The organism is Acinetobacter sp. Ac_5812, assembly GCF_013072695.1.
Classification (GTDB): domain Bacteria; phylum Pseudomonadota; class Gammaproteobacteria; order Pseudomonadales; family Moraxellaceae; genus Acinetobacter.
On sequence record NZ_LXUK01000009.1, the window covers coordinates 153,281 to 176,755 of the forward strand.

Sequence of the window (23,475 nt, forward strand, 5' to 3'; positions counted from 1 at the left end):
CCCTAGCGATCCACGTCAGCCATAACCACGTCAATGGTCGCCAAATAAATGATCAAGTCAGAAACCAAACTGCCGTTAATCACTGAAGGCATTTGCTGTAAGTGAGTGAATGTCGGTGTACGAATACGGGTACGATAACTCATGGTTGACTTGTCTGAAGTCAAATAATAAGTACTCGCGCCTTTCACCACTTCCGTCATAAATGATGACTCACCAGCAGGCATTACTGGACCCCAAGATACGCTCAAGAAGTGCGTAATCAAGGTTTCAATATCTTGTAATGTCTTATCTTTCGGTGGTGGAACAGCCAATGGATGATCTGCTTTATATGGACCAGATGGCATGTTGTCCAAGCACTGTTGAATGATTTTCAACGACTCAGTAATTTCACGGAAGTGAACCAAGACACGTGCATATGCATCGCCTTCATATTCCACTGGAATATCAAAGTCGAAGTTTTCATAACCACTGTATGGACGATATTTACGAACGTCGAAATCAATCCCCGTCGCACGTAGACCAGTCCCCGTTACACCCCAAGCCAACGCAGATTTAGCATCGTATTGCGCAACATTGCGGGTACGACCAATAAATACTGAGTTTTTAAGCGCCGCAGTGTAGTACTCGTTCAAACGTTTCGGCATCCATTCCAACAACTCTTTCACCAGCTTTTGCCAGTTATTTGGAAGGTCATGTGCCGTACCGCCGATACGGAACCATGCTGGGTGCATACGGTAACCGGTAATCGCTTCAACGATGTCATAAACTTTTTGACGGTCTGCGAACATATAGAATACAGGAGTCATACCGCCCGCATCCTGAATCGCTGTACCACAGAACAACAAGTGGTTATTGATACGGAACAATTCGTTCAACATCACACGAATGACTTGCGCACGCTCAGGTACTTTAATACCAGCAAGCTGCTCAACTGCCATCACGTATGGCATGTTTTGCGCACAACCACCCAAGTAGTCAACACGATCGGTATAAGGAATAAATGAATGCCATGTTTGACGTTCAGCCATCTTTTCCACACCACGGTGGTGATAACCGATATCAGGTACACAGTCTTTCACTTCTTCACCGTCCAACTGTAACACCACACGGAAAGCACCGTGCGCAGATGGATGGTTAGGACCCAAGTTCAGGAACATGAAGTCTTCGTCGTCATTACCGCGTTTTAGACCCCAGTCTTCTGGTACAAAGCGTAAGTGTTCTTGTTCGAAATCTTGCTTTGCTTGGTCTTGCATATACGGCGTATATTCTGTCGCACGCGCTGAATATTCTTTACGTAATGGGTGGCCTTCCCAATAGGTTGGCAACAAGATACGACGGAGCATTGGATGCCCTGCGAAATCGATACCGAACATATCGTAAGCTTCACGCTCGTACCAGTTGGCATTTGGCCAAATATTGGTTGCGGTTGGAAGGCTTAAGTCATTTTCATTCAAGGCAACTTTAATACGAATATCACTATTACGCTCAAGCGATAACAAGTGATAGAACACAGTAAAGTCTGATGCTGGTAAACCATCACGGTGAACACGTAAACGCTCATCTACCGCTGACAAGTCAAACAACATCACATAAGGACGTTCCACTTTACGGAGGAACATGAGGACTTCTTGCACGCGTGCGCGCTCAACCCAGACTGTTGGAAACTCTTCAAAAGTCGTCTGCACGTAGAAGTTCTCACCAAATTTGGTTTTGAGCTCTTCTACGATTGCAAATGCAGGGCGGGAATCAACTGGTGTTGATTCTGGCATAGCAATGTCAGTTTCAGCCATTGGCTTGGCTTCCTATTTAATACAAATTCTGGCAATTTTTCCGATGACCATACCCATCACGGGACATGTCAAAAACTCATCGAGAAAATTATTTAATATCATCCATAGAGCGTAAGTTTTTCACCGCAATACGTTCAGCATTTTTACGGTCACGTTCTGGCATCATCTTTGGCTTATACACAGGCTGAAGATCATCACCAATAACCGCTGAAAGTGGACGGCGCTCTAGTTGAATTTGGTCTTGAAGTAACATCAATGCTTGAATCAATGCTTCTGGACGAGGCGGGCAACCTGGGATGTACACATCAACAGGAATAATTTTATCGACACCTTGAACCACAGAATAGATGTCGTACATACCACCAGAGTTCGCACATGCACCCATTGAGATCACCCATTTAGGCTCAAGCATTTGTTCATACAAACGTTGAATTACAGGTGCCATTTTGACAAAGCAGGTCCCTGCAACAATCATCAAATCCGCTTGACGTGGTGAAGCACGAATAACCTCAGCACCAAAACGGGACAAGTCATGTACACCTGTTAAAGTGGTTGCATATTCAACGTAGCAGCATGAAGTACCAAAGTTAAAAGGCCACAAAGAGTTTTTACGCCCCCAGTTCACCGCTGTATGCAACACATCTTCAAGACGCGTCATCATCACGCTTTTATTAACTTCTTCCTCAAGTGGATCAGTTACGATTTGACGATCTTGTAATGGATATTGATCGGCATCCGGATTCGCACGGGTTAAAGTATATTTCATCCCGACTTACTCCTTTTTAAGTAATGATGTAGTCGGTGTTTTAGATTTAACACGACCTGAAGACTGTGCTGGAATATGACCAGTAGGATCGACAACTAACTCTTCAATATTATTGAATCGCGTAATGTCAGCAATGTTCATATTTGGCGAACCGATTTTGGTTTTAATCCCAGCCGCTTTACGACGATCCGAAGGTGCCCAGTTCAGCGCGCCTGTAGAAAGTTCATAAATTAAACCGATCAATAAAACTAAAATAAAGACTGCAGCCGTTGCAAAGCCAACCCAACCAACTTCACGGACTGAAGTTGCCCAAGCGTAGAGATAGAGGGCTTCTAAATCGAAAACCACAAAGAAGATTGCAACTAAATAGAACTTGGCTGACAAGCGGATACGAGCACCGCCCGCACCAACTACACCTGATTCAAACTGCTCTTGCTTTGCACGTCCCCATGCTTTACCCCCTAGGAGTAAGGGAACAGTGAGCATAAAAACGCAAAGAAATGTAACGCCGATCACGAAGGCAATTATTGCCCATTCGTATGGAGTAATGGCACTCATGCGGGGATAACTCCTGGCAGGCCTATTTTTAACAAAGAATGTATGTATTGGCCTTCAAATACACCAAACACAAAATTAATCCCGCCAATTGTACCTGATTTCTAATTTCTCATGCTAGTTGAAGCGCTTTAGTCTTTCGGATGATTTTGTCCTTAAATTTACCGATATATCCAAGATCATGGTTAATTCACCCCTAAAAATCGAATTATCTAATCAAGAAGACTATATTGATCATTTTTTTCTTTTTCTACATCATGAAAAAAAACTAAATTTTGAGTGGCTCGCCCCAATATATTGCAGCACGAACTAAATCATTGCATTGATACAAATTTATGCTGAAAATTTAAACAAAAGTTAGGTGCTGTTGACATTTCAGCCATGCATTGCGTTATCGGCTAAATGAGGAGCGATTAAAGCTCCGTAAATAAACAAAGCATGAAATGCAGGCAATGGTGATCCCCTTCATAACGTAATTTATGGAGGTTTTAGCCATAACCTGAGCAAGAGCAAAGCTTTAATTGCAGTGCAAGGATAGGGACATTTTTTGCCGCTACTCATTACTTAGAATAACTAGGTTTCGCAAAACCCGCCTTGTACCGCCGAAAAAACATCCTCTGTCGCAAGCATCTGTGAAATCTCAACAGACCCTATATAATAGCGCGACATTGTCTCCCCATAGAACCGCGCCAGCATGCCCCAAGCCTATGCAGCATTAAAACCACGCTCACTTTTACAATTATTTCTACTTTTTAGTGGGGTCATTCTATTGTGCTGCCTACTCGGTATCGCAACCAGACACCTGACCTTTCTTGCCTCTTTTTGGCCTGCAAACTCGGTGTTACTGGGTTTACTGATTCGCTTTCCACAAACTCGGCACCCGATCAGCTTTATCGGGGCAATCGTGGGTTATCTACTTGCTGATGCCTTGCAAGGCACTCCTCTCTTGCTCAATATCTGCTTGAACTCTGCCAATTTGCTCTATGTCATCACCACACTGACCCTGTATATCAAATTTAATGCCTTTATCCGCTCACTGCATCACGGTTATTTTTATCTCTTTCTATTCAGTTTCTGCTGTATCGGCGCTTTGGCCAGCTCTTCATTTGCAGCGCTGACCCTACCTTTACTCAACACCAAATTCGCGCTCGGCTCATTCTGGACTGATTTTGGTTATTGGTTTACTGCGGAAATTCAAAACGCATTATTACTGCTGCCGGCAATCATTAGTGCTCCGCTTTGGAGTGAATTTAAACAGCAACTGAAAGAGTTTAAGACGCAAACGGTACAAGAAAGCTTACCGCTATTTGCGGTTATTTTCTCCATTGCAATTGGCTACTACGATGCAGGACCCGGCTCCCTACTTTATCCAATTGCAGCACTGATCTGGTGTGCATTGAGCTATCGTCATTTTTCAGTGGCAATTATTACTTCGATCAGTTGCGCCTTTGTGATCTATCACGTCTCGCAGAACTACCTATTACTTTACCCCCAGCAATTTTTAAATAATGCCATCTCAATCCGCCTTGGACTGATTATGATGACCATTGCCCCACTCACCGTGTCCAGCATCAATATGGTGCGATCCAAGCTAATCCAAGAATTGCAGCATACTATTGCCCATGATGAACTCACCTCCAGCCTAACCCGCCGCCAATTTCTGCAATCGGTGCAACTGTTCCAGCAGCAAGCAACACAGGCTGGTCAAAGTACGGCCTTTCTGATGCTCGACATTGATCATTTTAAACAGGTGAATGATAACTATGGGCACCAGATGGGTGATCGTGCCTTGCAAAGCTGCGTCCACACTATTCAGCGCCTACTTAGCCCTCAAGACTTGCTCGGTCGCTTAGGCGGTGAAGAATTCGCGATTTTTATGACCGACACTGATGCAGATGCGGCTTATCTCTGCGCCGAAAAAATCCGCCTACAGATCAGCCAAACGCCAATTGAACATGAACAACAGCAACGTTTCTTCATTCAAATCAGCATTGGCATTTGTATCTGTACACCTGAAAATCAACACGCCATTGAGCAATTATTTAAGCAGGCCGACGATGCGCTGTATCAAGCCAAACGACAGGGCCGAAACCAAGTTGTCATTTCGACATAATATGTTGCAATTCAGCTAAATACTTTAATTATCTTTATACACAGCAGCGCAAATAGATGAGTATTCTAGAATGAGAACAAAAGGAGAAAAATATGCATCTAGAATACACTCACGCTTCGGATTATTTCTTTTTTTCACAACTTCTGATGCGCCATATAGAAAGTTATGTTCGAAAACATCCAGATGCTGATAATGCGATTTTTGATTTAAGAGACATTTACGAAGTATTTAGAGAGGATTTTGCCGCCACAACCACCAATTTAGAAAGTATTCTCAATATTGCCGATGGCTATAAAGTCGAAACCTTAAATGGAGATCACCCCCTGATCAAAGGTTATAAAATCGATATTAAGAACAATGCACTACTGATTGACTTCAATGCAGATGCATTGCAGAGCCTTCGCTCAGGTAAACCACTGATTGAACCCGACCCCTCTCTTCATGAGTAAAAATCATTTAGGTCATCGCAATCGGTGCCCAACACTTTAGATTATGATTCTTTTTCATTATATTTATAAAAAGCAGCAACCATGCTGCTTTTTTCTTGCAAATAATCCAATAACAAACAGGATCTAGTCGCGGCAATGAATGCAATAGACACCGACATTTGTGCCAAAAATTATACTAGACACCAGAACCCCACTCCCCAGCAGGCGGACACGATTAACTAGAACCGATTAAAATCCATGTTAAAACTCTACCATCTAAGCAACTCTCGCTCGCAGCGTGTCGTGTGGCTACTTGAAGCCTTACAACTCGACTATGAGCTTATTTTTTGTGAGCGTACCCGCAACGGCGAGGCACCTGAGTGGCTTAAAGACATTCACCCTTTAGGTAAAGTTCCAATTTTGGTGGATGACATGCATAGCCCCCCCCACGTTTTAGCAGAGACCTCCGCCATATTAGATCGTCTGCTAGCGAATGGGTTGCCTCATCAGCTCCAACCAACAAATTCAGCAAATAAAGAGCAATATTTTTATTGGAAAAATTTTGCAGACGCAACACTCATGCCGAATTTAGCACTCAAGCAGATTTTTTCTCGAATGGTAGATCGGTCACCTTTTTTTGCACGACCTTTAATCAAAATAATAAAGCGATCCTTTGATCGACAGTTTCTTAATCCGACCCTTTATCAGCAAATGGCATTCATAGAACAGCATCTTGCAACACATGCATGGTTTGCAGGGGAAAATTTCTCTGCTGCCGATATCATGATGGTCTTTTTATTAGACGCCTTGCTCGCGTTAATTCCAGACAGTACACGATTCTCTGCCACAACAAACTATATGCAACGTATCCAGAGATTAAATTCTTTTCAGACGGCACAACTCAAAGGCCACTGGAATCGTACTGAACATCAAGTTTACTGGTCTAAAACATGGGCATAATTGCCCCTATCAAACTCTTCTGTTTACAACACTTTATTTAAGAATCGATCAATAAATAAAAAAGGAATGATATTTATCATCCCTTTTTCACTACTTATTTTTTAATCACTTGTTTATATCGCTTTGCAGGCCAGGTCATGATAAAGCGTGCACCACCCAAGTTTGGACTTTGATCGACTTGAATCGTACCACCAAACCAGTAGGCAATACGGCTGACAATTGACAGACCCAGACCGTAACCCCCTGAAGCACGGGTCCTGCTGTCATCTAAACGGGCGAAGGCCTCAAAAATACGACTGCGCTCTTGTTCAGGAATCCCCGGTCCGTCATCTTCGACGCAGACATAAGCATTCCCATCATCACGAATCCCACCACTAATGCGTACTTTATTATCACAGTAACGTACTGCATTACCGACCAGATTTTGCACCACGCGGTGTAGATAACGACGTTCTGCATCGACTTTTAATGCTAAAGGCGGTGCAATCAGTTCAATTTCTTTTTGCGTCTTCAATGCTTCCGTTTCCATTGCGACTTGATCCAATACTTCAACCAGTACAATGTCTTCGAAATCGAGAGATGGCGTGCCCTGCTCCAATTTGGCATAGGTCATAATCTCATCAATCAAGGTATTGAGTGCTTCAATATCTTTATCAATCATGTCCACTTGCTGAATACGATAATTATAATCATCTTCCTCAGCCAGCATCTCCATACCAAAACGAATCCGTGCCACAGGTGTTCTGAGTTCATGCGACACCGCACGCATCAATTCACGCTGCGCTTCAATCAAACGCTGAATATGATCTGACATATTGTTATAACTGGATGCCAAATTTGCCATTTCGTCAGTACCTTCAATTGGTACACGTAAGGACAAATCACCCGACTTCATCTTATTCAAGGCATAACGTACCTGACGAATTTTACGCTCAAGCGGTAAAATCAGGCCATAAACACCCAAACTTAATAAGAACAAGCTGAATAAGGTGATCCCTGCTGAAAGCTGGAACGGCATCCAATTAAACATTGGAACAGGCCCTAAAATCAGCACTTGTGCAGGATGGTTTGGCATTGGAGAAACAATCGAAATGGTGGTGCCACGCACAGTTGCACTGTCTTTATACAGCAACACACTTTGATCTTGGCGCAAACGACCAATCTGCTCTGAATCCAGATTTATATCTTTAATATCTGCAATTCCAATTGGATAATAAAAATGCTTTTTAATTTTCTCTAAATACTCACGCTCCTGCCCTGGATAAAAAATCAAATAATCCAGTACAAAAATCGGTAGCGCTCTCATTTGGCGTTCGCCAATTTTATCGACTTTAATATAAAGGTAATGCTTAGGATCGTCTTTTAGACCGATAATGATATAGCCAACGCCATTATTGGCATCGTAACGCACCACTGACTTTTGCTCAGCAATACGCTTTTTCTCGGTACGCGATAGTTCTACCCGTTCCGCATCCACATAGTAGATCGGTAGCTCCAGCAAATCAGAAGCATCGGAAATCCAATCTAACTTTTGTTGCTTTTCTGGTTGACGAGACACCCCTTCACTAATGACATAGGAAATACCATCAGTAAGAGATTCACGATATTCTTGCGCCCGTTGATAGTTAATGATCTGCACCAGCAAATAACAAAATGCGGCAACCACAACGACCAAAACCACCAAACCAGCATAGATACGCAAAAATATGCTGTTTTTAAGTACTCGACTTACCATAGGGTAAATAATTCCAAGCTAGTGAACACCTCCCCTGAGCAGCCACGCTGCACAAGGCCCCTCGATCAAAAGGGAAAAGCCCCCTATATGGAGGAGGCTTTTGCGGTGTTTAAATTCCGTTGGTTTCTTTAACGAATAAATAACCTTTACTACGTACAGTTTTAATACGTTTTGGATTTTCTGGATCATCACCGATTTTTGGACGGATACGTGAAATACGTACATCGATCGAACGGTCTTGGCCATCGTATTCAATACCACGAAGACGTTCAAAGATATCTTCACGAGACAGGATACGACCCGCATTTGATGCCAACAACCATAACAAGTCATATTCAGCACTGGTGAAGTCAACCAACTCACCATTTAACGTTACTGAACGACCACCGTTATCAATCACAAGATCATCAAACTCGATACGTTGAGCAACTTCGTCTTCAACTGTCTTATCCGTACGACGTAATAAAGCACGGATACGTGCTAATAACACACGTGGCTGAACAGGTTTTGCAACATAATCGTCTGCACCCATTTCTAAGCCAAGAACCTGATCCATATCTTCTGTACGTGCAGTCAGCATCAGAATCGGTTGGTGGTAATGTGGACGTACTTCACGACAAACGGTTAAACCATCTGCACCCGGTAACATCACATCAAGAACCACTAAATCTGGTTGCTCGCTGATAATGCGACGAATTGCACGATTACCATCTGTTTCGACTCCAACTTCTAAACCGTTACGAATCAAATACTCTTGTGTTAAGCGTGCTAAGCGTTCGTCATCTTCTACGATCAAAATCTTCGGTAACTTTTCTTCTTGGCTCATTTGTTTGCCCCTAAAATCTGAGTGAATCTGCCTATGAAATCTGACAGATACATTGGTTTATGTTTTGCAATATACACACGTTTACATTGTAAACAAGTAGGCGTTCACCAAACTGATACACGCCTAACCCCTTTTGTTATATTTTTATTAAAATTATGAATTTTAATATATTTTTCAGCTCTCTATGCTTTTTCCGACAGGATGAATATTTAGTATAGATTTTGTGCCAATGTTAAACAATTTGTTTCTTTATTCGCCCAAAACAATTTAAGTGTCTGTTTTTTGAGTTATCCACAGAGTTATCTATAAGCCTTTTTTAACGGCTTTGATATGCTATGTGACTGTGATTTCAGCAGTTAACACATGAAAAAAAAATTAGTAAAAAGTCAAGGATTGATCTACTGCAAAAAATCCCGTATCTTGTGTTGAAAATAAACTTTAACCACTAAGTATTGTGTTTATCCCTCAAACATCGTGGCATACTTTTTGCTCGATTCAAACGGTCCATGAACATAAAAATAGATGATAATGGAGCTATGCTGACATGAGCATCATCACTTCTACTCCTGGCCAACTTCAGGTCATTAAGCGCACCGGTGAGATTGCGACATTTAATGCCGAGAAAATTTCTGTTGCGATTGGGAAAGCATTTTTAGCTGTTGAAGGTCAACAAGGTACGGACTCAAGTCGTATCCATGACCGTATCACTCAACTGACTGAAATGGTAATGAACACCTTCAATCGTCGTTTACCGTCTGGTGGCACGATTCATATCGAAGAAATTCAAGACCAAGTTGAATTGGCATTGATGCGTACAGGCGAGCAAAAAGTTGCACGTGCCTACGTCATTTATCGTGACCAACGCGCAAGTGCTCGTCAGCAAACTGGTGCGAACCATCACCCTACCCTTCAAATTACAGATGCCAATGGTCAGCTCCAACCATTGGATTTGGATGCGCTTACTGCAACCATTGAAACTGCAAGTGAAGGTCTAGAAGGGATTGATGTTCAAGCCATTCTTGATGAAACCGTAAAGAACTTATATAACGGCGTAAAAGAAAGCGATATCGCGACCACCATGATGATGGCAACGCGTACCCGTATCGAACAAGAGCCAAACTATACTTATGTGACTGCGCGTTTACTCAGTAGCGAATTGGTCAGCACAGGTTTAGAGTTCCTCGGTCTACCGACAGACACCTTAGAAGGTGATGCTTTAGAAACCTTCTTGAAGAAAGGTATTGAGCTTGATCTTCTGTCTAAAGACTTGCTTGATTTTGACCTTGCAAAATTGGCTGCTGCGATCAAACCAGAACGCTCAAACCAATTCACCTATTTAGGTCTACAAACTTTATTTGACCGTTACTTCATCCATTCAAATGGCGTGCGTTTTGAATTACCACAATTATTCTTTATGCGTGTGTCGATGGGTCTTTCGCTCAATGAAGAAAATAGAGAAGACCGTGCAATCGAGTTCTATGACTTATTGTCTAGCTTCGACTACATGGCGTCTACACCAACGCTATTTAACTCAGGTACATTGCGTCCGCAATTATCGAGCTGTTACTTAACCACGATTGGTGATGACCTGTATGACATTTATGGTGCAATGCGTGATAACGCCATGCTGTCAAAATGGGCGGGTGGTTTAGGTAATGACTGGACACCTGTACGTGCATTGAACTCTTATATCAAAGGCACCAACGGTAAATCTCAAGGTGTGGTTCCGTTCCTTAAAGTTGCGAACGATACAGCCGTTGCTGTGAACCAAGGTGGTAAGCGTAAAGGTGCAGTTTGTGCATACCTCGAAACTTGGCACTTGGATGTTGAAGAGTTCCTAGAGCTACGTAAAAACACCGGTGATGACCGTCGTCGTACCCACGACATGAACACAGCGAACTGGGTTCCTGACTTGTTCATGCAACGTGTATTTGAAGATGCTGAATGGACATTGTTCACACCGTCTGAAACACCAGACCTGCATGATTTAACAGGCGCAGAATTCGCTGAGCGTTATGCACACTACGAAGCAGTCGCAAAACAAGAAAACATGCTACACAAGAAAGTACGTGCGAAAGATTTATGGCGCAAAATGCTTTCGATGTTATTCGAAACTGGTCACCCATGGATCACATTCAAAGACGTATGTAACTTACGTTCACCACAACAACATGTTGGCGTGGTTCACTCATCTAACTTGTGTACAGAAATCACCTTAAACACCAACCAAGATGAAATCGCGGTCTGTAACTTAGGTTCGATCAACCTTGTACAACACGTTCAAGGTGGCGTATTAGATCGTGAAAAGCTTGCGCGTACAGTGAAAACTGCCGTGCGTATGCTCGATAACGTAATCGACATTAACTACTATGCGGTGCCACAAGCGAAAACCTCAAACTTGAAACACCGCCCTGTAGGTATGGGTATCATGGGCTTCCAAGATGCATTGTATGAAATGAATCTTGCTTATGGCTCAGATGAAGCAGTTGATTTCGCTGATGAATCGATGGAAGTGATCAGCTACTACGCGATCGAAACATCAAGTAACCTTGCGCTTGAACGTGGTGCTTACTCAACATTCAAAGGTTCATTGTGGGATCAAGGGATTCTGCCAATCGACTCTTTAGAAATCGTTGCAAAATCTCGTCCAGAGCGTATGTTCGAAGTGGATCGTACGCAACGTTTAGACTGGGACACTTTACGTGCCAAAGTTCAAAAAGACGGTATGCGTAACTCAAATGTGATGGCGATTGCACCGACTGCAACCATCTCTAACATTTGTGGCGTGTCTCAATCGATTGAACCAACTTTCCAGAACTTGTATGTGAAATCGAACCTTTCTGGTGAGTTCACCGTGATCAACCCTTACCTTGTTCGTGCATTAAAAGAACGTGGTCTTTGGGATACCGTCATGGTCAATGACCTGAAACACTTCGAAGGTTCAGTGCAAAAGATTGCGCGTATTCCTGAAGAATTAAAAGCAATCTTCGCGACTGCATTTGAAGTGGATACTCGCTGGATCGTAGATGCTGCGTCACGTCGTCAAAAGTGGATCGACCAAGCACAGTCATTGAACCTTTACATCGCTGGCGCGAACGGCAAGAAACTTGACATCACCTATAAAATGGCATGGTTACGTGGTCTTAAAACCACCTATTACCTCCGAGCTTTAGGTGCAACATCGGCTGAGAAATCAACCATCAATACTGGTGCACTGAATGCAGTTAAACCAGCATCGGTTGAAGCGCCTGTGGTTGCGGCAGCACCAGCAGCAGTTGTGGCTGAGAAGAAACCTGAAACTGCGGTTGAAGAAGATGGTTTCACGACAGCAGCACCAGTGCCATTGGCGTGTTCAATTGACAACCCAGACTGCGAAGCTTGTCAGTAATTTTATTCCTCTCTGCATAAATTCCCTCTCCTTTTAGGAGAGGTGATGAGCGACTAAAGCGTCGCAAGAGAGGTTTCTATAGAGGCATCGATCATGTTCCATCTCAGTCATAATTATCAATTTGGTGTGATTGTTCTGATTTGTGCCTTTCTAGTGTTTTATATCCCCCTCGTTTACGCGTTTTTTAAAATACGTAGACAACAGCGTAATCAAAATAAGTCTTAGGGATTGTCAGTGTCCATTGGTCACTTTTAAAAACTCAATCAATAAAACTTAATTTTGCTTACACAAATTGAGCGTATAGTAGGACATCTCCTTGCTTGAGATGTCTAAATAAAAGATATAAAGCAACGAAGAGAGAATTGATATGTCTATCCTTAGTTGGGACGATTTTGAAGATGATTCGCAAAAACCGACTGCACCTGAACACAAGTCTGCGCCCATCGACACGCAAAAAACGGTTAATACGCAAGTGGTATCTGATTCAGAGCAATCATCGCCGCGCGTGGCTGCTGCACAACCCGCTGGAACCAGTACCGTGCGATCAACAAATCCAACCGATTCGTTGGCACGAGCATCTGCTGCCTTAGAACATTTAGATGCTGCACCTGGCTTGGAAGAGCTTGAGATGGGTGCACAGCGTGTGCAGGTTGATGATAAAGCCATGATCAACTGTCGTGCAGACTTAAACCAGCTTGTTCCGTTTAAATACGAGTGGGCTTGGCAGAAGTATCTTGACGGGTGTGCAAACCACTGGATGCCGCAAGAAGTCAACATGAACCATGATATCGCGCTTTGGAAGTCTGAAAATGGCTTAACTGAAGATGAGCGTACCATCATCATGCGTTCTTTAGGTTTCTTCTCGACTGCAGACTCATTGGTTGCAAACAACTTGGTGTTGGCGATCTACCGTCACATTACCAACCCTGAATGCCGTCAGTACATCTTGCGTCAAGCGTTTGAAGAAGCGATTCACACCCATGCTTATCAATACTGTATCGAATCTTTGGGTATGGACGAAGGCGAAGTCTTCAACATGTACCGCGAGATTCCAAGTGTTGCACGTAAAGCATCGTGGGGCTTGAAATACACTCAATCTTTAAGTGATCCAACGTTCAACACTGGTACGCCTGAAAACGACCAACGTTTATTGCGTAACTTGATCGCGTTCTATTGCGTACTTGAAGGGATCTTCTTCTACTGTGGCTTTACTCAAATCTTGAGTATGGGTCGTCGTAACAAGATGAACGGTGTTGCTGAACAGTTCCAGTACATCTTGCGTGATGAGTCTATGCACTTGAACTTCGGTATCGACATGATCAACCAGATCAAGATCGAGAACCCGCACTTGTGGACGGCTGAGTTCCAAGAAGAAGTGATTCAAATGATTCTTGAAGGCACCATGCTTGAAATCGAATATGCGCGTGACACGATGCCACGTGGTGTATTGGGTATGAATGCAAGCATGATGGAAGAATACTTGAAGTTCATCTGTAACCGTCGTTTAGCGCAACTTGGTTTACCTGAGCAGTTTGCTGGTGTAACTAACCCGTTTGCGTGGATGTCTGAGATGATGGACTTGCGTAAAGAGAAGAACTTCTTTGAAACGCGTGTAACAGACTACCAAACTGGTGGTGCGTTAAGCTGGTAAGTCAATAGAATAAATACGCAGTTAAAAAAGGGCTACCAATGGCAGCCCTTTTTATATCATCTTTTTAATCTAGCTTTGAGCCTTAAAGTCGTTTTCTACATTTTAAATGGCTAATCAAAAAGATATTTTACATCTCAAAATTAACCCAATAAAAATAGAATCAACCCTACTCAAAATATTAATTTAAATACATTTAAAGTAGGTTTGATGACCATAACTGGAATTTCACCAAATGTTCAGCAAGACAATTATTAATAAATATCAAGAAAATTTACTTTTTTGTACTAATTATTGGCTAAATGACAATCATGGACATAGTGGTTCTCTTTTAAATTTGGATGACTTATCTCAAGTCGAACAGGATAAAACTTGGAATCATATATTTGAAGCCTATAAATCAGATTCACTAACTATAAAAAAATTTCGTGACATATTAAAAAGATTGATTCACAAGGAAATAATAAGTCAATATGAATTAGATCTTTCGGAAGTTAAGTATATATGTGGAGGTAAAAGCGCCAAACACTTCAACTTTACTCAAGCTTGTGATTTAGTGAACTGGTGGAAATTGGCAACTATTTCAAATTCAGGGGATGAACACATACATAAAACTGAAGTAAAACATCTAAAAGAATGTTTCAATAAGGATGGGAAATTAAATGGAGTGTCTGGCTTTATTAAAAGAAGCTGGCACAAAGGTCTAATGGTTAGTAATAGCGATGGCAATCATAGAATTGGAAATATTGCCAATATTTGCACCCAAAATCCACAGCTTAAAATACCTTACATTGAACAACTAACTAAATACCAAATAAATCAAGAATCCTTACAAGAATTATTAAAAAATTACGCCATATATCTCATTATTGAAAAATCTGATAGAGAAATCTCTATTACAATGGATAATATTTGTGAAAATCAAAAATCTTTTTGTTTAATACTTTCAGAAAGATGTACTATTTACTCACTTTCACATGCACATTTCGATTGCTTTAATATAAGAATATATTTTTTAGAAAAATCATACAAAAACTTTCTACTAAGAGCTCAGCTAAACAAAAAATTTCACAAAAATAATTTAATTAGAGACCTATTAAGAGATAAATTATAAAATATTTTGCATTACTATTCATAATAATTAACTGCAGAAATTCCCAAGCTGTTCAAAAGCTCAGTTGTCATCCGACCATTAATTGATAGGTTTTTATCAACTTGGTAGTTAGCAATAGCTTTACGTGTATTTTTACCTAGATCACCATCAATTTTCCCAGAATAGTATCCTAATTGTAACAAGGCTACTTGTACCCGCTTGATCTGCATAACCTGCATTAAGATTGGATCTTCTGATGATGAGGGTGCACTCGTATTTAAGTTAGTTCCATAATAATTATTAACTGGAGTATCTGTTTTAGTTGGAACATTTGAGTAAGTTTTTACAGTTATATTCGAACTATTTCTATTTGAAGATGAGGATGTACCTGAAGAAGTAGTTGAGTTCGAGCTTGAATAACTCGGTGGAGTATAGCTTGGTACAGAATAAACAGGTGTTCTTGAACTGGAATAACCTGAATATCCCGAGCCAGAGTAATGACTTGAATGACTTCTATGGCTTGAATGACTTCTATGACCTGCAAACATGTTTTCATATTCATAATTTAAAGGACGTATAGAAACTGGTTCTAAATTTTCATAAGAATCCACATTAGTATTAATTGCTGCGGCTGCTTTATTATTAATAACTGGTGCCGATGCAGCAAAAACAGCTAATGATTTTATAAATTTACTCAAACACCACCCCACTAAAAAATATATTGTTATTAAACTTTTATATTATGCAAGCGTTTAACCTTGTTTATCAACAAGTTTTATAGGATTCAGAGCAGATGGTGCCCAGCCATTTTGATACCAAGTAAATAAACCACAACATTTTTTCTTTACATCACAATTTTCACAAACTTTATCATAAGTATTTTTCCAATCTGAAATACTTTTAGCAGAAAATTCCCATAAAGATTCAGGTAAGCAACACAAAGGAATATTCATTAGTACTAAACGGATTTTTGAGTTTACCAATACATTTATTGCAATTATCAGTTCTTCCCACCACTCTTTGATATCAACTTGACTCAATTCTTTATTAGCCAATGCAAAACCTATAGGTTCACAGCCAATCAGAGCGACCTCATTCACAAATGGAAGGTTGGTTCGTATATAAGTACAGAGATCAATTAAGTTCTCTAATACAGGCTTAACCAAAACAATTCTTAATTGTATCGGTTGTTCGTAATGCTGGAGGACATAAAGACCTTCTAATGTTTCTTCAAAAGCCGAATGTTGCTGCACTACAAAATCATGTAAGAGATCTGCATGACCATATAGTGGGATAAGCCAATTCACTTTCGTTTCAAGATTAGATAACACTGATTCCGCTATCTTAGGATTACTAAACAAGCGACCATTCGTTAGTACATCAATTACGGTTGAAGGAAATTTATTATGAATGGTATCGATGATTAATCTTAACTGTGTATCTAGTAGTAATGGCTCACCACCCGTTAAGCCAATATTCATCGGTTCATAGCTAAGATGATCAATAATTTCTAATGCTTGCCGTACCAACCATGAGTCATCATGCTTAGTTGGTGGTTGAGAGCACATGATGCAGTAGTTATTGCATCTGTTGGTTAAAAATAAAGTATGATGAGTATCACTTGCTCTCAAAAGTACACTTAGATTCTTTTTATATGGGTCAATAGTAACCACATCATTTGATTTTAGTGCTTGTTGTTCTGGAATAAAGAGATTGTTTGCACCAACCTTATCAAGCAAGTCTGGACTATAAATTGAATAAAGATTGTCTAATCCTGCCTGAATATATCGATCAAAAATCTCGACTTCCTGGACATTAGTAACTGGCACTAGAATAGATTGATTAGGTAACCACTCTACATCCAAATTATCAAGACTAAGTACCCTAAAGATTTGTGGAGTATGTTTTGTGACCGAGTCTAGCTTTATTTTTCTCATCTTATCTACTTACTAAAGGCCCACTGGTTTGCTAACTTTCTAAACTTTTCAGAATTTTGGTACTTGTTAAATATCAAATCGAACAAACCCATGTAACGCTTACAATGACTAGTTAAATGGGTAGGTGGAGTCATCGTTCTAAATTCGTTATAAGCACTAATTGGATCAGGCCCACAATACGGTAGATAAGCACATTGACTACAACTTGGATCATTAAAATTCAAACTTGAAGTAATGATATTTCTTTGTAGATCAGAGCTTAACAATTGAGATAAAGGCTCACCAATTCTACCTAAACGTAAAGAAATATCCCCTGTTTCTTTTAGCATACGAGATTCATCACTAGGATATACGTATCCATCATAGTTATAGACAATACACCCCAGTCCTGCGCCTGATGGACTCTGGAGATCAATATAACCGTGGTCAAATGGAGAAAGGATTTTGTTTAATAAGATTGCGGAATGAACTTCTATTAGTTCATATCCTTTATCATTCCAATGGATAACACGTTCCAATGCTTTCTCATAAAAATCTAAGAACTCAGCGTGAGTTGGTGCAAGTCGCTTTGAGTTTTTCTTTGCAAATCCATAATCACTCAAACCACGGATAAAAATATCCTTAAATCCTAATTTAACATATGCATCCACAATTTCATTAGGATAATCCAAGCTTTTACGTGTAGTAGTCATTAATGCAGAAACCGAGTCTTGACCTAATTCTTTACGAGCTAGCTCTAAGCCTGTAATAGTTCTTTCATAAGCATCTCGATTAGCAATCGGTCTATTTTTATTATGCAAGTCTGCAAGACCGTCGATACTTGTAGACAATACCACTTGATGTTCTTTGAAAAATAAGCACATTTCAGAGGTTAACTGGTGCAATGTTGTAGTTACTACAAAACGAATAGATCTATTGTGCTCTTTATTTTTTTTAGTAATGTAGTCAATCGCAAGTTTTACTAAATCATATTTGATTAAAGGATCTCCCCCTTGGAATTCAACTGTTAAAGTATCTGATGTACTTTCAAAGATGGTATCACACGCCAAGAGTAAATTTTTTCTGGAAATAGTGAACTCATCTCCTGCATGTTGACGACTGACTTGGCAGTAAGAACATGAGTGCATACATTGAATCGTCACAACAATAATATGGAGTGAAGTTCCTTCTAAAATTGTTGATTTTTTTGCATGTAACCTTGAAATTAAAGCTCGTTTTGAACCAATAGCATTTTGACTCATCAGGAAGAATTTAGATTTCAAGTTCAGATAAAGAGCCATATCTAAAGATTCATCTTTAGCAATTATTTTTTTTAAATTATCTCTAGAAATAAACTCAAAATCCCCCGTCACACTAGTTATGAGATATTTCTCATTTTCCATTCGTTTAAAATTAAATGGTAATAATTCAACATTTTTAAAAAGCATTTTATTTACTAATACTCGCCATGATGATTGCATCTACAAAAAATTTCTGTTGAATACTGATTTTTTGACTTAGCTCTTGACGTAATTTGTAATCACTAAGAAAATTAAGAATTACTTTTTTTTGTTCAGCATCTTCAACTGTGAAAAAGAAATTATGAGTATCTAATTGCTTTATCTCATACTTAAGGGGACAAAATTTCAATGCCTGTACTACTTCATCTAATGACATCTCATAATAAACATCAAAACCAAATTGAATTAGCGTCTGAGTCCCCATACTAGCCCCTTTAAGTCGATAAATTCACTGAAATTTATTTCCATCAATATTTAATATCTACCACAACTAGCACTATAGAGTTATAGTTGCAGTTATATTATAGAATAGATTCACTTCAAAACAAGATCTTATTTATTATAAGGTTTTTTAGAAAAATTTTAAAAATAAAACTATATCTAGAAATAACTCCTATTTCATCATTTATTAAAAAGCCATACTAGTTATATAAAAGTATAATGAAATTAAAATTCCCAAATTTTTTTAATTAACTGACCTGCTGGGCTTTAAAATACAACTTCAGCATACAATACCATCCGCATAATAGAAACAGATTACCACCAGCTTCCTCCTACCCCACCCCCACCAACCATCCCTCCAACAACTTCCCTTTATCCACCTCACTCCCACTCAACAACTGCACCATTGCCCCATCCACCACAAACAAGAACATCTGTGCATCTGCTTTGGCAGCATGGATATCCGCCCTTGCCAACAACATATAAATTTCACGAATCAACCAGTTTCGGTACTCCACCACCATCTCATAGGCATTTGGATAACGTGCTTTAATTTCAAAAACTGCCCTAAACAATAAATGGTACATCCCTTCTACATCGGCATGTAAAAAGAAAATCCGTTTCAGTCTTTCACGCCCCGATAAGTTCTTGTTGGTATAGAGAATTGAACGGACTTCTTTCTTGAGTGCGGTTCTCTGCAAGCTCAGTGTCATTTCAACCAAATGCTCTTTGGAGTGAAAATATTTATAAAAGGTGCCTTTGGCAATTTGTGACGCATCAATAATCAGATCGACCCCGACCTGATGAAAACCATCTTGGCTAAACAACGCTTGTGAAGTATCCAAGACTTTTAAAGCACGATAAGTCAAAGCAAAAGGTGGCATAGCATTTCCATGATTGAATAATTTTTTGTTGTTGCTCAACCAGATCAAGCGGCCATTAATGCTGCAATAAGCGAAAAAAAGGCGTGCAAAGACCCGATAAGACGGCATGAGCGCATCTCAAGTTTTATTGTTGATATGATTTTTTAGTCGTGACGAAGTTACGCTTGAAAACCTAAGGGCAATCAAACGGTGTCAAAGACTAATTGAGAAGAATATAAAGACAGTGCATGGCCAACTCCTAAATCATTCGGAATTCTGCCAAGACATAAAAATTATGGTGGCAGGGAGAAAGAGGGTTAGCAGACTGAACCTAAGAATCAGCACGCCCGAAGGCGTCCCCCTTTCGCCCTACCGCTACAAAAGAGGGACGAACAAGTCTACATCAAAAAAACAAGGTTTTTCAATGCACTTAGGAAACGGTCTGCTAAAACCGGCTGGCGATGTAGGCCAGCGCTTAAAGAATAATCAGTGGGTTTAAGGGTGTCAATGCTACACTTTGGGCCAAAGTAACTTTCTTATTATTTTTCAATTAATTAAATTATTTATTATTTTTAAATTATCATATAAATGTATTTTAATAATCAGCCAATCGGCTTAAAGCGCACTGCTTTAAGCGACTTCAGTTTGCCCAACTTGGTGATAGGCACGATTAAAGTACACCAAGCTTTGATCATGTCCACTTTGTTGAACCGCTACAATACGACAAATAAAAATCGTATGCGTTCCCACGTCCTGAATCTGATCAATCTCGCAATCGAAATTCACCAAGGCATCATCCAAAACTGGCGCACCGGTTTCCAACGCTGACCAAGCACCGTGTTTAAAACGTTCTTCTGGACTCAATTTAGAGGAAAAGGCTTTCGAAATATGCTGATGATCTGCGCTTAACACATTCACGCTCAGGATTTTATTGTCGACAAAATGCACATGCGAACTCGAGGCTCGATTCATGCATACCAATAAAGTCGGAGGCGTATCTGTGACGCTACATACAGCAGATGCAGTAAAGCCATAGCGACCAGACATACCTGTGGTGGTAATCACACTGACCGCACTGGTAAGTAAAGACATTGCATCTCTAAAATCTGTTGCTTCAACCATCACTCTACTCCTCAATTAAACCCGAGCTTGGGGATAGCGCAAAGGGCGCACCTACTCGCCCTTTGCACCTCTCGACCTCAGTGCATTTTAGCCTTGCAGTTCTCGACGAATAATTTCTGCACCTGCACTTAAAGCATTCAGCTTGCCACGCGCAACATCACGCGCCAAAGGTGCCATACCGCAGTTGGTTGATGGATACAGTTTATCAGCATCGACAAACTGAAGTGCTTTACGTAAGGTATCGGCAACTTCTTCTGGTGTTTCTACCGTGTTACTGGCCACGTCAATCGCACCCACCATCACTTTCTTGCCGCGAATCAATTCAATTAGATCCATTGGCACACGTGAGTTGTGACATTCGAGTGAGATGATATCAAGTTTTGACTGCTGTAGCTTTGGAAAGGCTTCTTCATACTGACGCCATTCTGAACCGAGGGTCTTTTTCCAGTCAGTATTGGCTTTGATGCCGTAACCATAGCAAATGTGCACCGCAGTTTCACATTTCAAACCTTCAAGCGCACGCTCTAAAGTCGCCACGCCCCAATCATTCACTTCATCAAAGAACACGTTAAATGCAGGCTCATCGAACTGGATAATATCCACGCCCGCCGCTTCTAACTCTTTGGCTTCTTCATTCAAGATCTTGGCAAATTCCCATGCCAATTTTTCACGACTTTTATAATGCGCATCATACAGCGTATCAATCATGGTCATTGGTCCTGGCAACGCCCATTTAATCGGTTGATTGGTCTGCTGACGTAAAAACTTGGCATCTTCCACAAAAACAGGCTTTTGACGCGATACCGCACCGACAACGGTTGGTACACTGGCATCATAACGATTACGAATACGCACCGTTTCACGTTTCTCAAAATCGACACCCGTCAAATGCTCAATAAAGGTGGTGACAAAGTGCTGACGGGTTTGCTCGCCATCACTGACAATATCAATGCCTGCCACTTGCTGCTCATGTAAAGACAAACGCAATGCATCCTGTTTACCTTCAATCAAACCCTGCTCTTGCAGTTTCCACGGCGACCAAAGCTTTTCAGGCTCTGCCAGCCAAGACGGTTTCGGTAAGCTACCCGCAGTCGACGTTGGTAATAATCTTTTCATCATCAATAACCTTATATTTTCAATAAATTAGTGCGCGTAACTTTTTTGCGAGTTGCTTTGTGCTGCATAACTGGCAGACCACTGTTCCAGAATGTTTTGATAAGGTTTGATAAATTGTTCTTCAACAAATTTGCCTTGTTCAATCGCCAAACGACTACGTTCTTCTCGGTCATAGACGATGCGAGTCAGTGAATAATCTTGGTTGCTCAAACTTGGTTGATAGGATTTGCCTGCCACTGAATTGGCATTGTAAATTTCAGGACGGTAAATCTTCTGGAAACTTTCCATGGTGCTGATGGTGCTGATCAATTCCAGATTGCTGTAGTCCGCCAATAAATCCCCAGAGAAATAGAAGGCCAACGGCGCAACACTATTTGGCGGCATGAAATAACGCACCTTTAAGCCCATTTTCTGGAAATACTCATCCGTTAATGAATATTCATCTTGCAGATATTCCGTACCCAATACTGGATGTTGATTTTCAGTACGTTGATAGACCTTGCTGCTGGAAACACTGAGGCAGATCACAGGCGGCTTGTTAAAGTTTGCCTTGTAAGTCTCTGACTCAATAAAGCTCTTGAACAAGTTGCCATGTAAGTCGCCGAAATTCTCTGGGGTGCTAAATCCAGACTGGTTTTTATTATGCTCAAGCAATAACACACTGAAATCATAATCACGCACATAAGAAGAGAAGTTATTGCCCACAATACCTTCAATACGCTCATTGGTTTTTTGATCAACAATATTGGTTTTTAAAATTTCAATCAAAGGCAATGCATTGCTATCGCTGCCCGCTTCAACCTTCATCTCAACAGAAATAATCTCAAGCTCGACCGCATAACGATCGCCTTCTGGATTATCCCAATGCGCCAAGGTATTGAAACGATTGTCGATCATTTTTAGGGTATTACGCAGATTTTCTTGGCGGCTTTGACCACGAGCCAAATTGGCAAAGTTGGTTGTAATACGGGTATTTTCTGATGGGTAATAGTTCTCATCAAAACGAATACTCTTGATCGTAAAATTAAATGCGCTACTCATTTTAATCCGCCACCCTAATTTCTGAGATAAATCTGAATTTCTGTATAGAGTGATTTATACCGTAATCATTAGCTGAATAAAAATGATTTAATCTAAGTCCAAAATGAATGAAATTCATGTTTGAAAATTTGCTGAGATGAATATGATTCAGCATCCTCGGCTGATGGCACTTTTATAGATGAATATCGCTCAGGGGATTTTGAACTGATCTGGATAAAGCATAAGCTGCATGTAAATCATACCAAGCGGCATTGTTCTCTCATAGAGAGCGTCACTCAATGATAATTGAGCGCACATTTGTATTATTCAAATCATCCTATTCGGTTAAAATGTGACTGATCTCTCTAAACCATAAGTCTAAGATTTACTAGAA

20 protein-coding genes are annotated in these 23,475 nt (G+C 40.5%); 7 read left to right on the plus strand and 13 right to left on the minus strand.

Annotation, left to right across the window (positions count from 1 at the left end; genetic code table 11):
- Positions 1–2: 2 nt before the first annotated feature.
- The 3 genes from nuoC to ndhC form a co-directional block, all read right to left on the minus strand.
- A complete protein-coding gene (gene nuoC, locus A7P55_RS08355; protein WP_005292013.1) occupies positions 3–1,790 on the minus strand; it encodes an NADH-quinone oxidoreductase subunit C/D in 1,788 nt (595 codons plus the stop codon).
- Positions 1,791–1,878: 88 nt separating this feature from the next.
- On the minus strand, positions 1,879–2,556 hold the full coding sequence (locus tag A7P55_RS08360) for an NADH-quinone oxidoreductase subunit B (RefSeq protein WP_004655450.1): 678 nt from the start codon (positions 2,554–2,556) through the stop codon (positions 1,879–1,881).
- Between the two features lie 6 nt (positions 2,557–2,562).
- On the minus strand, positions 2,563–3,114 hold the full coding sequence (gene ndhC / locus A7P55_RS08365; RefSeq protein WP_004804766.1) for an NADH-quinone oxidoreductase subunit A: 552 nt from the start codon (positions 3,112–3,114) through the stop codon (positions 2,563–2,565).
- Between the two features lie 691 nt (positions 3,115–3,805).
- On the opposite strand from ndhC, the gene A7P55_RS08370 reads away from it, so the two are divergent.
- The 3 genes from A7P55_RS08370 to A7P55_RS08380 all read left to right on the plus strand — a co-directional run bounded on the left by A7P55_RS08370 (position 3,806) and on the right by A7P55_RS08380 (position 6,612).
- Positions 3,806–5,224 (plus strand): GGDEF domain-containing protein, encoded by a 1,419-nt coding sequence (locus tag A7P55_RS08370; RefSeq protein ID WP_171551786.1) that lies wholly within the window; start codon positions 3,806–3,808, stop codon positions 5,222–5,224.
- Between the two features lie 92 nt (positions 5,225–5,316).
- Positions 5,317–5,673, plus strand: coding sequence for a hypothetical protein (locus tag A7P55_RS08375; protein ID WP_216077999.1), 357 nt, complete (start codon positions 5,317–5,319; stop codon positions 5,671–5,673).
- Between the two features lie 237 nt (positions 5,674–5,910).
- Positions 5,911–6,612: a glutathione S-transferase gene (locus A7P55_RS08380; protein WP_171551787.1), complete on the plus strand. Its 702-nt coding sequence runs from the start codon at positions 5,911–5,913 to the stop codon at positions 6,610–6,612.
- A gap of 94 nt (positions 6,613–6,706) precedes the next feature.
- Here A7P55_RS08380 and bfmS read toward each other — a convergent pair whose 3' ends face one another.
- A complete protein-coding gene (bfmS, locus tag A7P55_RS08385; protein WP_216078000.1) occupies positions 6,707–8,347 on the minus strand; it encodes a sensor histidine kinase BfmS in 1,641 nt (546 codons plus the stop codon).
- Between the two features lie 109 nt (positions 8,348–8,456).
- On the minus strand, positions 8,457–9,173 hold the full coding sequence (bfmR, locus tag A7P55_RS08390; RefSeq protein ID WP_004655457.1) for a response regulator transcription factor BfmR: 717 nt from the start codon (positions 9,171–9,173) through the stop codon (positions 8,457–8,459).
- 544 nt (positions 9,174–9,717) lie between these two features.
- On the opposite strand from bfmR, the gene A7P55_RS08395 reads away from it, so the two are divergent.
- The 4 genes from A7P55_RS08395 to A7P55_RS08410 all read left to right on the plus strand — a co-directional run bounded on the left by A7P55_RS08395 (position 9,718) and on the right by A7P55_RS08410 (position 15,323).
- The gene (locus A7P55_RS08395) at positions 9,718–12,561 is read left to right on the plus strand and encodes a ribonucleoside-diphosphate reductase subunit alpha (protein WP_171551788.1); all 2,844 of its coding nucleotides are present in this window, start codon (positions 9,718–9,720) and stop codon (positions 12,559–12,561) included.
- 93 nt (positions 12,562–12,654) lie between these two features.
- Positions 12,655–12,786 carry a hypothetical protein gene (locus A7P55_RS08400; protein ID WP_004655460.1) on the plus strand — a complete coding sequence of 44 codons (132 nt, stop codon included), beginning with the start codon at positions 12,655–12,657 and terminating at the stop codon, positions 12,784–12,786.
- Positions 12,787–12,928: 142 nt separating this feature from the next.
- The gene (locus A7P55_RS08405) at positions 12,929–14,212 is read left to right on the plus strand and encodes a ribonucleotide-diphosphate reductase subunit beta (protein WP_004804751.1); all 1,284 of its coding nucleotides are present in this window, start codon (positions 12,929–12,931) and stop codon (positions 14,210–14,212) included.
- A gap of 232 nt (positions 14,213–14,444) precedes the next feature.
- Complete coding sequence (locus A7P55_RS08410) at positions 14,445–15,323, plus strand: DUF6685 family protein (protein WP_171551789.1); 879 nt, start codon at positions 14,445–14,447, stop codon at positions 15,321–15,323.
- 14 nt (positions 15,324–15,337) lie between these two features.
- Here A7P55_RS08410 and hxsA read toward each other — a convergent pair whose 3' ends face one another.
- From hxsA to A7P55_RS08450, 8 genes are all read right to left on the minus strand, one after another.
- On the minus strand, positions 15,338–16,000 hold the full coding sequence (hxsA, locus tag A7P55_RS08415; protein WP_171551790.1) for a His-Xaa-Ser repeat protein HxsA: 663 nt from the start codon (positions 15,998–16,000) through the stop codon (positions 15,338–15,340).
- A 54-nt stretch (positions 16,001–16,054) separates the two neighbouring features.
- Complete coding sequence (gene hxsC, locus A7P55_RS08420; RefSeq protein ID WP_171551791.1) at positions 16,055–17,239, minus strand: His-Xaa-Ser system radical SAM maturase HxsC; 1,185 nt, start codon at positions 17,237–17,239, stop codon at positions 16,055–16,057.
- A 5-nt stretch (positions 17,240–17,244) separates the two neighbouring features.
- Entirely contained in the window at positions 17,245–18,699 is a 1,455-nt protein-coding gene (gene hxsB / locus A7P55_RS08425) for a His-Xaa-Ser system radical SAM maturase HxsB (RefSeq protein ID WP_252727841.1), read from the minus strand.
- Positions 18,668–18,943 (minus strand): hypothetical protein, encoded by a 276-nt coding sequence (locus tag A7P55_RS08430; RefSeq protein ID WP_171551792.1) that lies wholly within the window; start codon positions 18,941–18,943, stop codon positions 18,668–18,670. Before A7P55_RS08430 ends, hxsB begins: the two co-directional genes overlap by 32 nt.
- Before the next feature lie 349 nt (positions 18,944–19,292).
- Positions 19,293–19,844, minus strand: coding sequence for a TetR/AcrR family transcriptional regulator (locus A7P55_RS08435; RefSeq protein ID WP_171551793.1), 552 nt, complete (start codon positions 19,842–19,844; stop codon positions 19,293–19,295).
- A 609-nt stretch (positions 19,845–20,453) separates the two neighbouring features.
- A complete protein-coding gene (locus A7P55_RS08440; protein ID WP_016541624.1) occupies positions 20,454–20,945 on the minus strand; it encodes a flavin reductase in 492 nt (163 codons plus the stop codon).
- An 87-nt stretch (positions 20,946–21,032) separates the two neighbouring features.
- Entirely contained in the window at positions 21,033–22,061 is a 1,029-nt protein-coding gene (locus A7P55_RS08445; protein WP_065343570.1) for a methionine synthase, read from the minus strand.
- 27 nt (positions 22,062–22,088) lie between these two features.
- A complete protein-coding gene (locus A7P55_RS08450; RefSeq protein WP_171551794.1) occupies positions 22,089–23,102 on the minus strand; it encodes a DUF1852 domain-containing protein in 1,014 nt (337 codons plus the stop codon).
- Positions 23,103–23,475: the final 373 nt, after the last annotated feature.

Coding starts and splice junctions, on each gene's coding strand:
- A7P55_RS08360 (WP_004655450.1), bottom strand. CDS start 2,556: ATGAAATATACTTTAACCCGTGCGAATCCGGATGCCGATCAATATCCA.
- A7P55_RS08380 (WP_171551787.1), top strand. CDS start 5,911: ATGTTAAAACTCTACCATCTAAGCAACTCTCGCTCGCAGCGTGTCGTG.
- bfmR (WP_004655457.1), bottom strand. CDS start 9,173: ATGAGCCAAGAAGAAAAGTTACCGAAGATTTTGATCGTAGAAGATGAC.
- A7P55_RS08445 (WP_065343570.1), bottom strand. CDS start 22,061: ATGAAAAGATTATTACCAACGTCGACTGCGGGTAGCTTACCGAAACCG.
- hxsB (WP_252727841.1), bottom strand. CDS start 18,699: ATGCAATCATCATGGCGAGTATTAGTAAATAAAATGCTTTTTAAAAAT.
- A7P55_RS08375 (WP_216077999.1), top strand. CDS start 5,317: ATGCATCTAGAATACACTCACGCTTCGGATTATTTCTTTTTTTCACAA.
- A7P55_RS08395 (WP_171551788.1), top strand. CDS start 9,718: ATGAGCATCATCACTTCTACTCCTGGCCAACTTCAGGTCATTAAGCGC.
- A7P55_RS08435 (WP_171551793.1), bottom strand. CDS start 19,844: ATGCCACCTTTTGCTTTGACTTATCGTGCTTTAAAAGTCTTGGATACT.
- ndhC (WP_004804766.1), bottom strand. CDS start 3,114: ATGAGTGCCATTACTCCATACGAATGGGCAATAATTGCCTTCGTGATC.
- A7P55_RS08450 (WP_171551794.1), bottom strand. CDS start 23,102: ATGAGTAGCGCATTTAATTTTACGATCAAGAGTATTCGTTTTGATGAG.
- A7P55_RS08410 (WP_171551789.1), top strand. CDS start 14,445: ATGTTCAGCAAGACAATTATTAATAAATATCAAGAAAATTTACTTTTT.
- A7P55_RS08370 (WP_171551786.1), top strand. CDS start 3,806: ATGCCCCAAGCCTATGCAGCATTAAAACCACGCTCACTTTTACAATTA.
- A7P55_RS08405 (WP_004804751.1), top strand. CDS start 12,929: ATGTCTATCCTTAGTTGGGACGATTTTGAAGATGATTCGCAAAAACCG.
- nuoC (WP_005292013.1), bottom strand. CDS start 1,790: ATGGCTGAAACTGACATTGCTATGCCAGAATCAACACCAGTTGATTCC.
- A7P55_RS08440 (WP_016541624.1), bottom strand. CDS start 20,945: ATGGTTGAAGCAACAGATTTTAGAGATGCAATGTCTTTACTTACCAGT.
- bfmS (WP_216078000.1), bottom strand. CDS start 8,347: ATGGTAAGTCGAGTACTTAAAAACAGCATATTTTTGCGTATCTATGCT.
- hxsC (WP_171551791.1), bottom strand. CDS start 17,239: ATGAGAAAAATAAAGCTAGACTCGGTCACAAAACATACTCCACAAATC.
- A7P55_RS08430 (WP_171551792.1), bottom strand. CDS start 18,943: ATGGGGACTCAGACGCTAATTCAATTTGGTTTTGATGTTTATTATGAG.
- A7P55_RS08400 (WP_004655460.1), top strand. CDS start 12,655: ATGTTCCATCTCAGTCATAATTATCAATTTGGTGTGATTGTTCTGATT.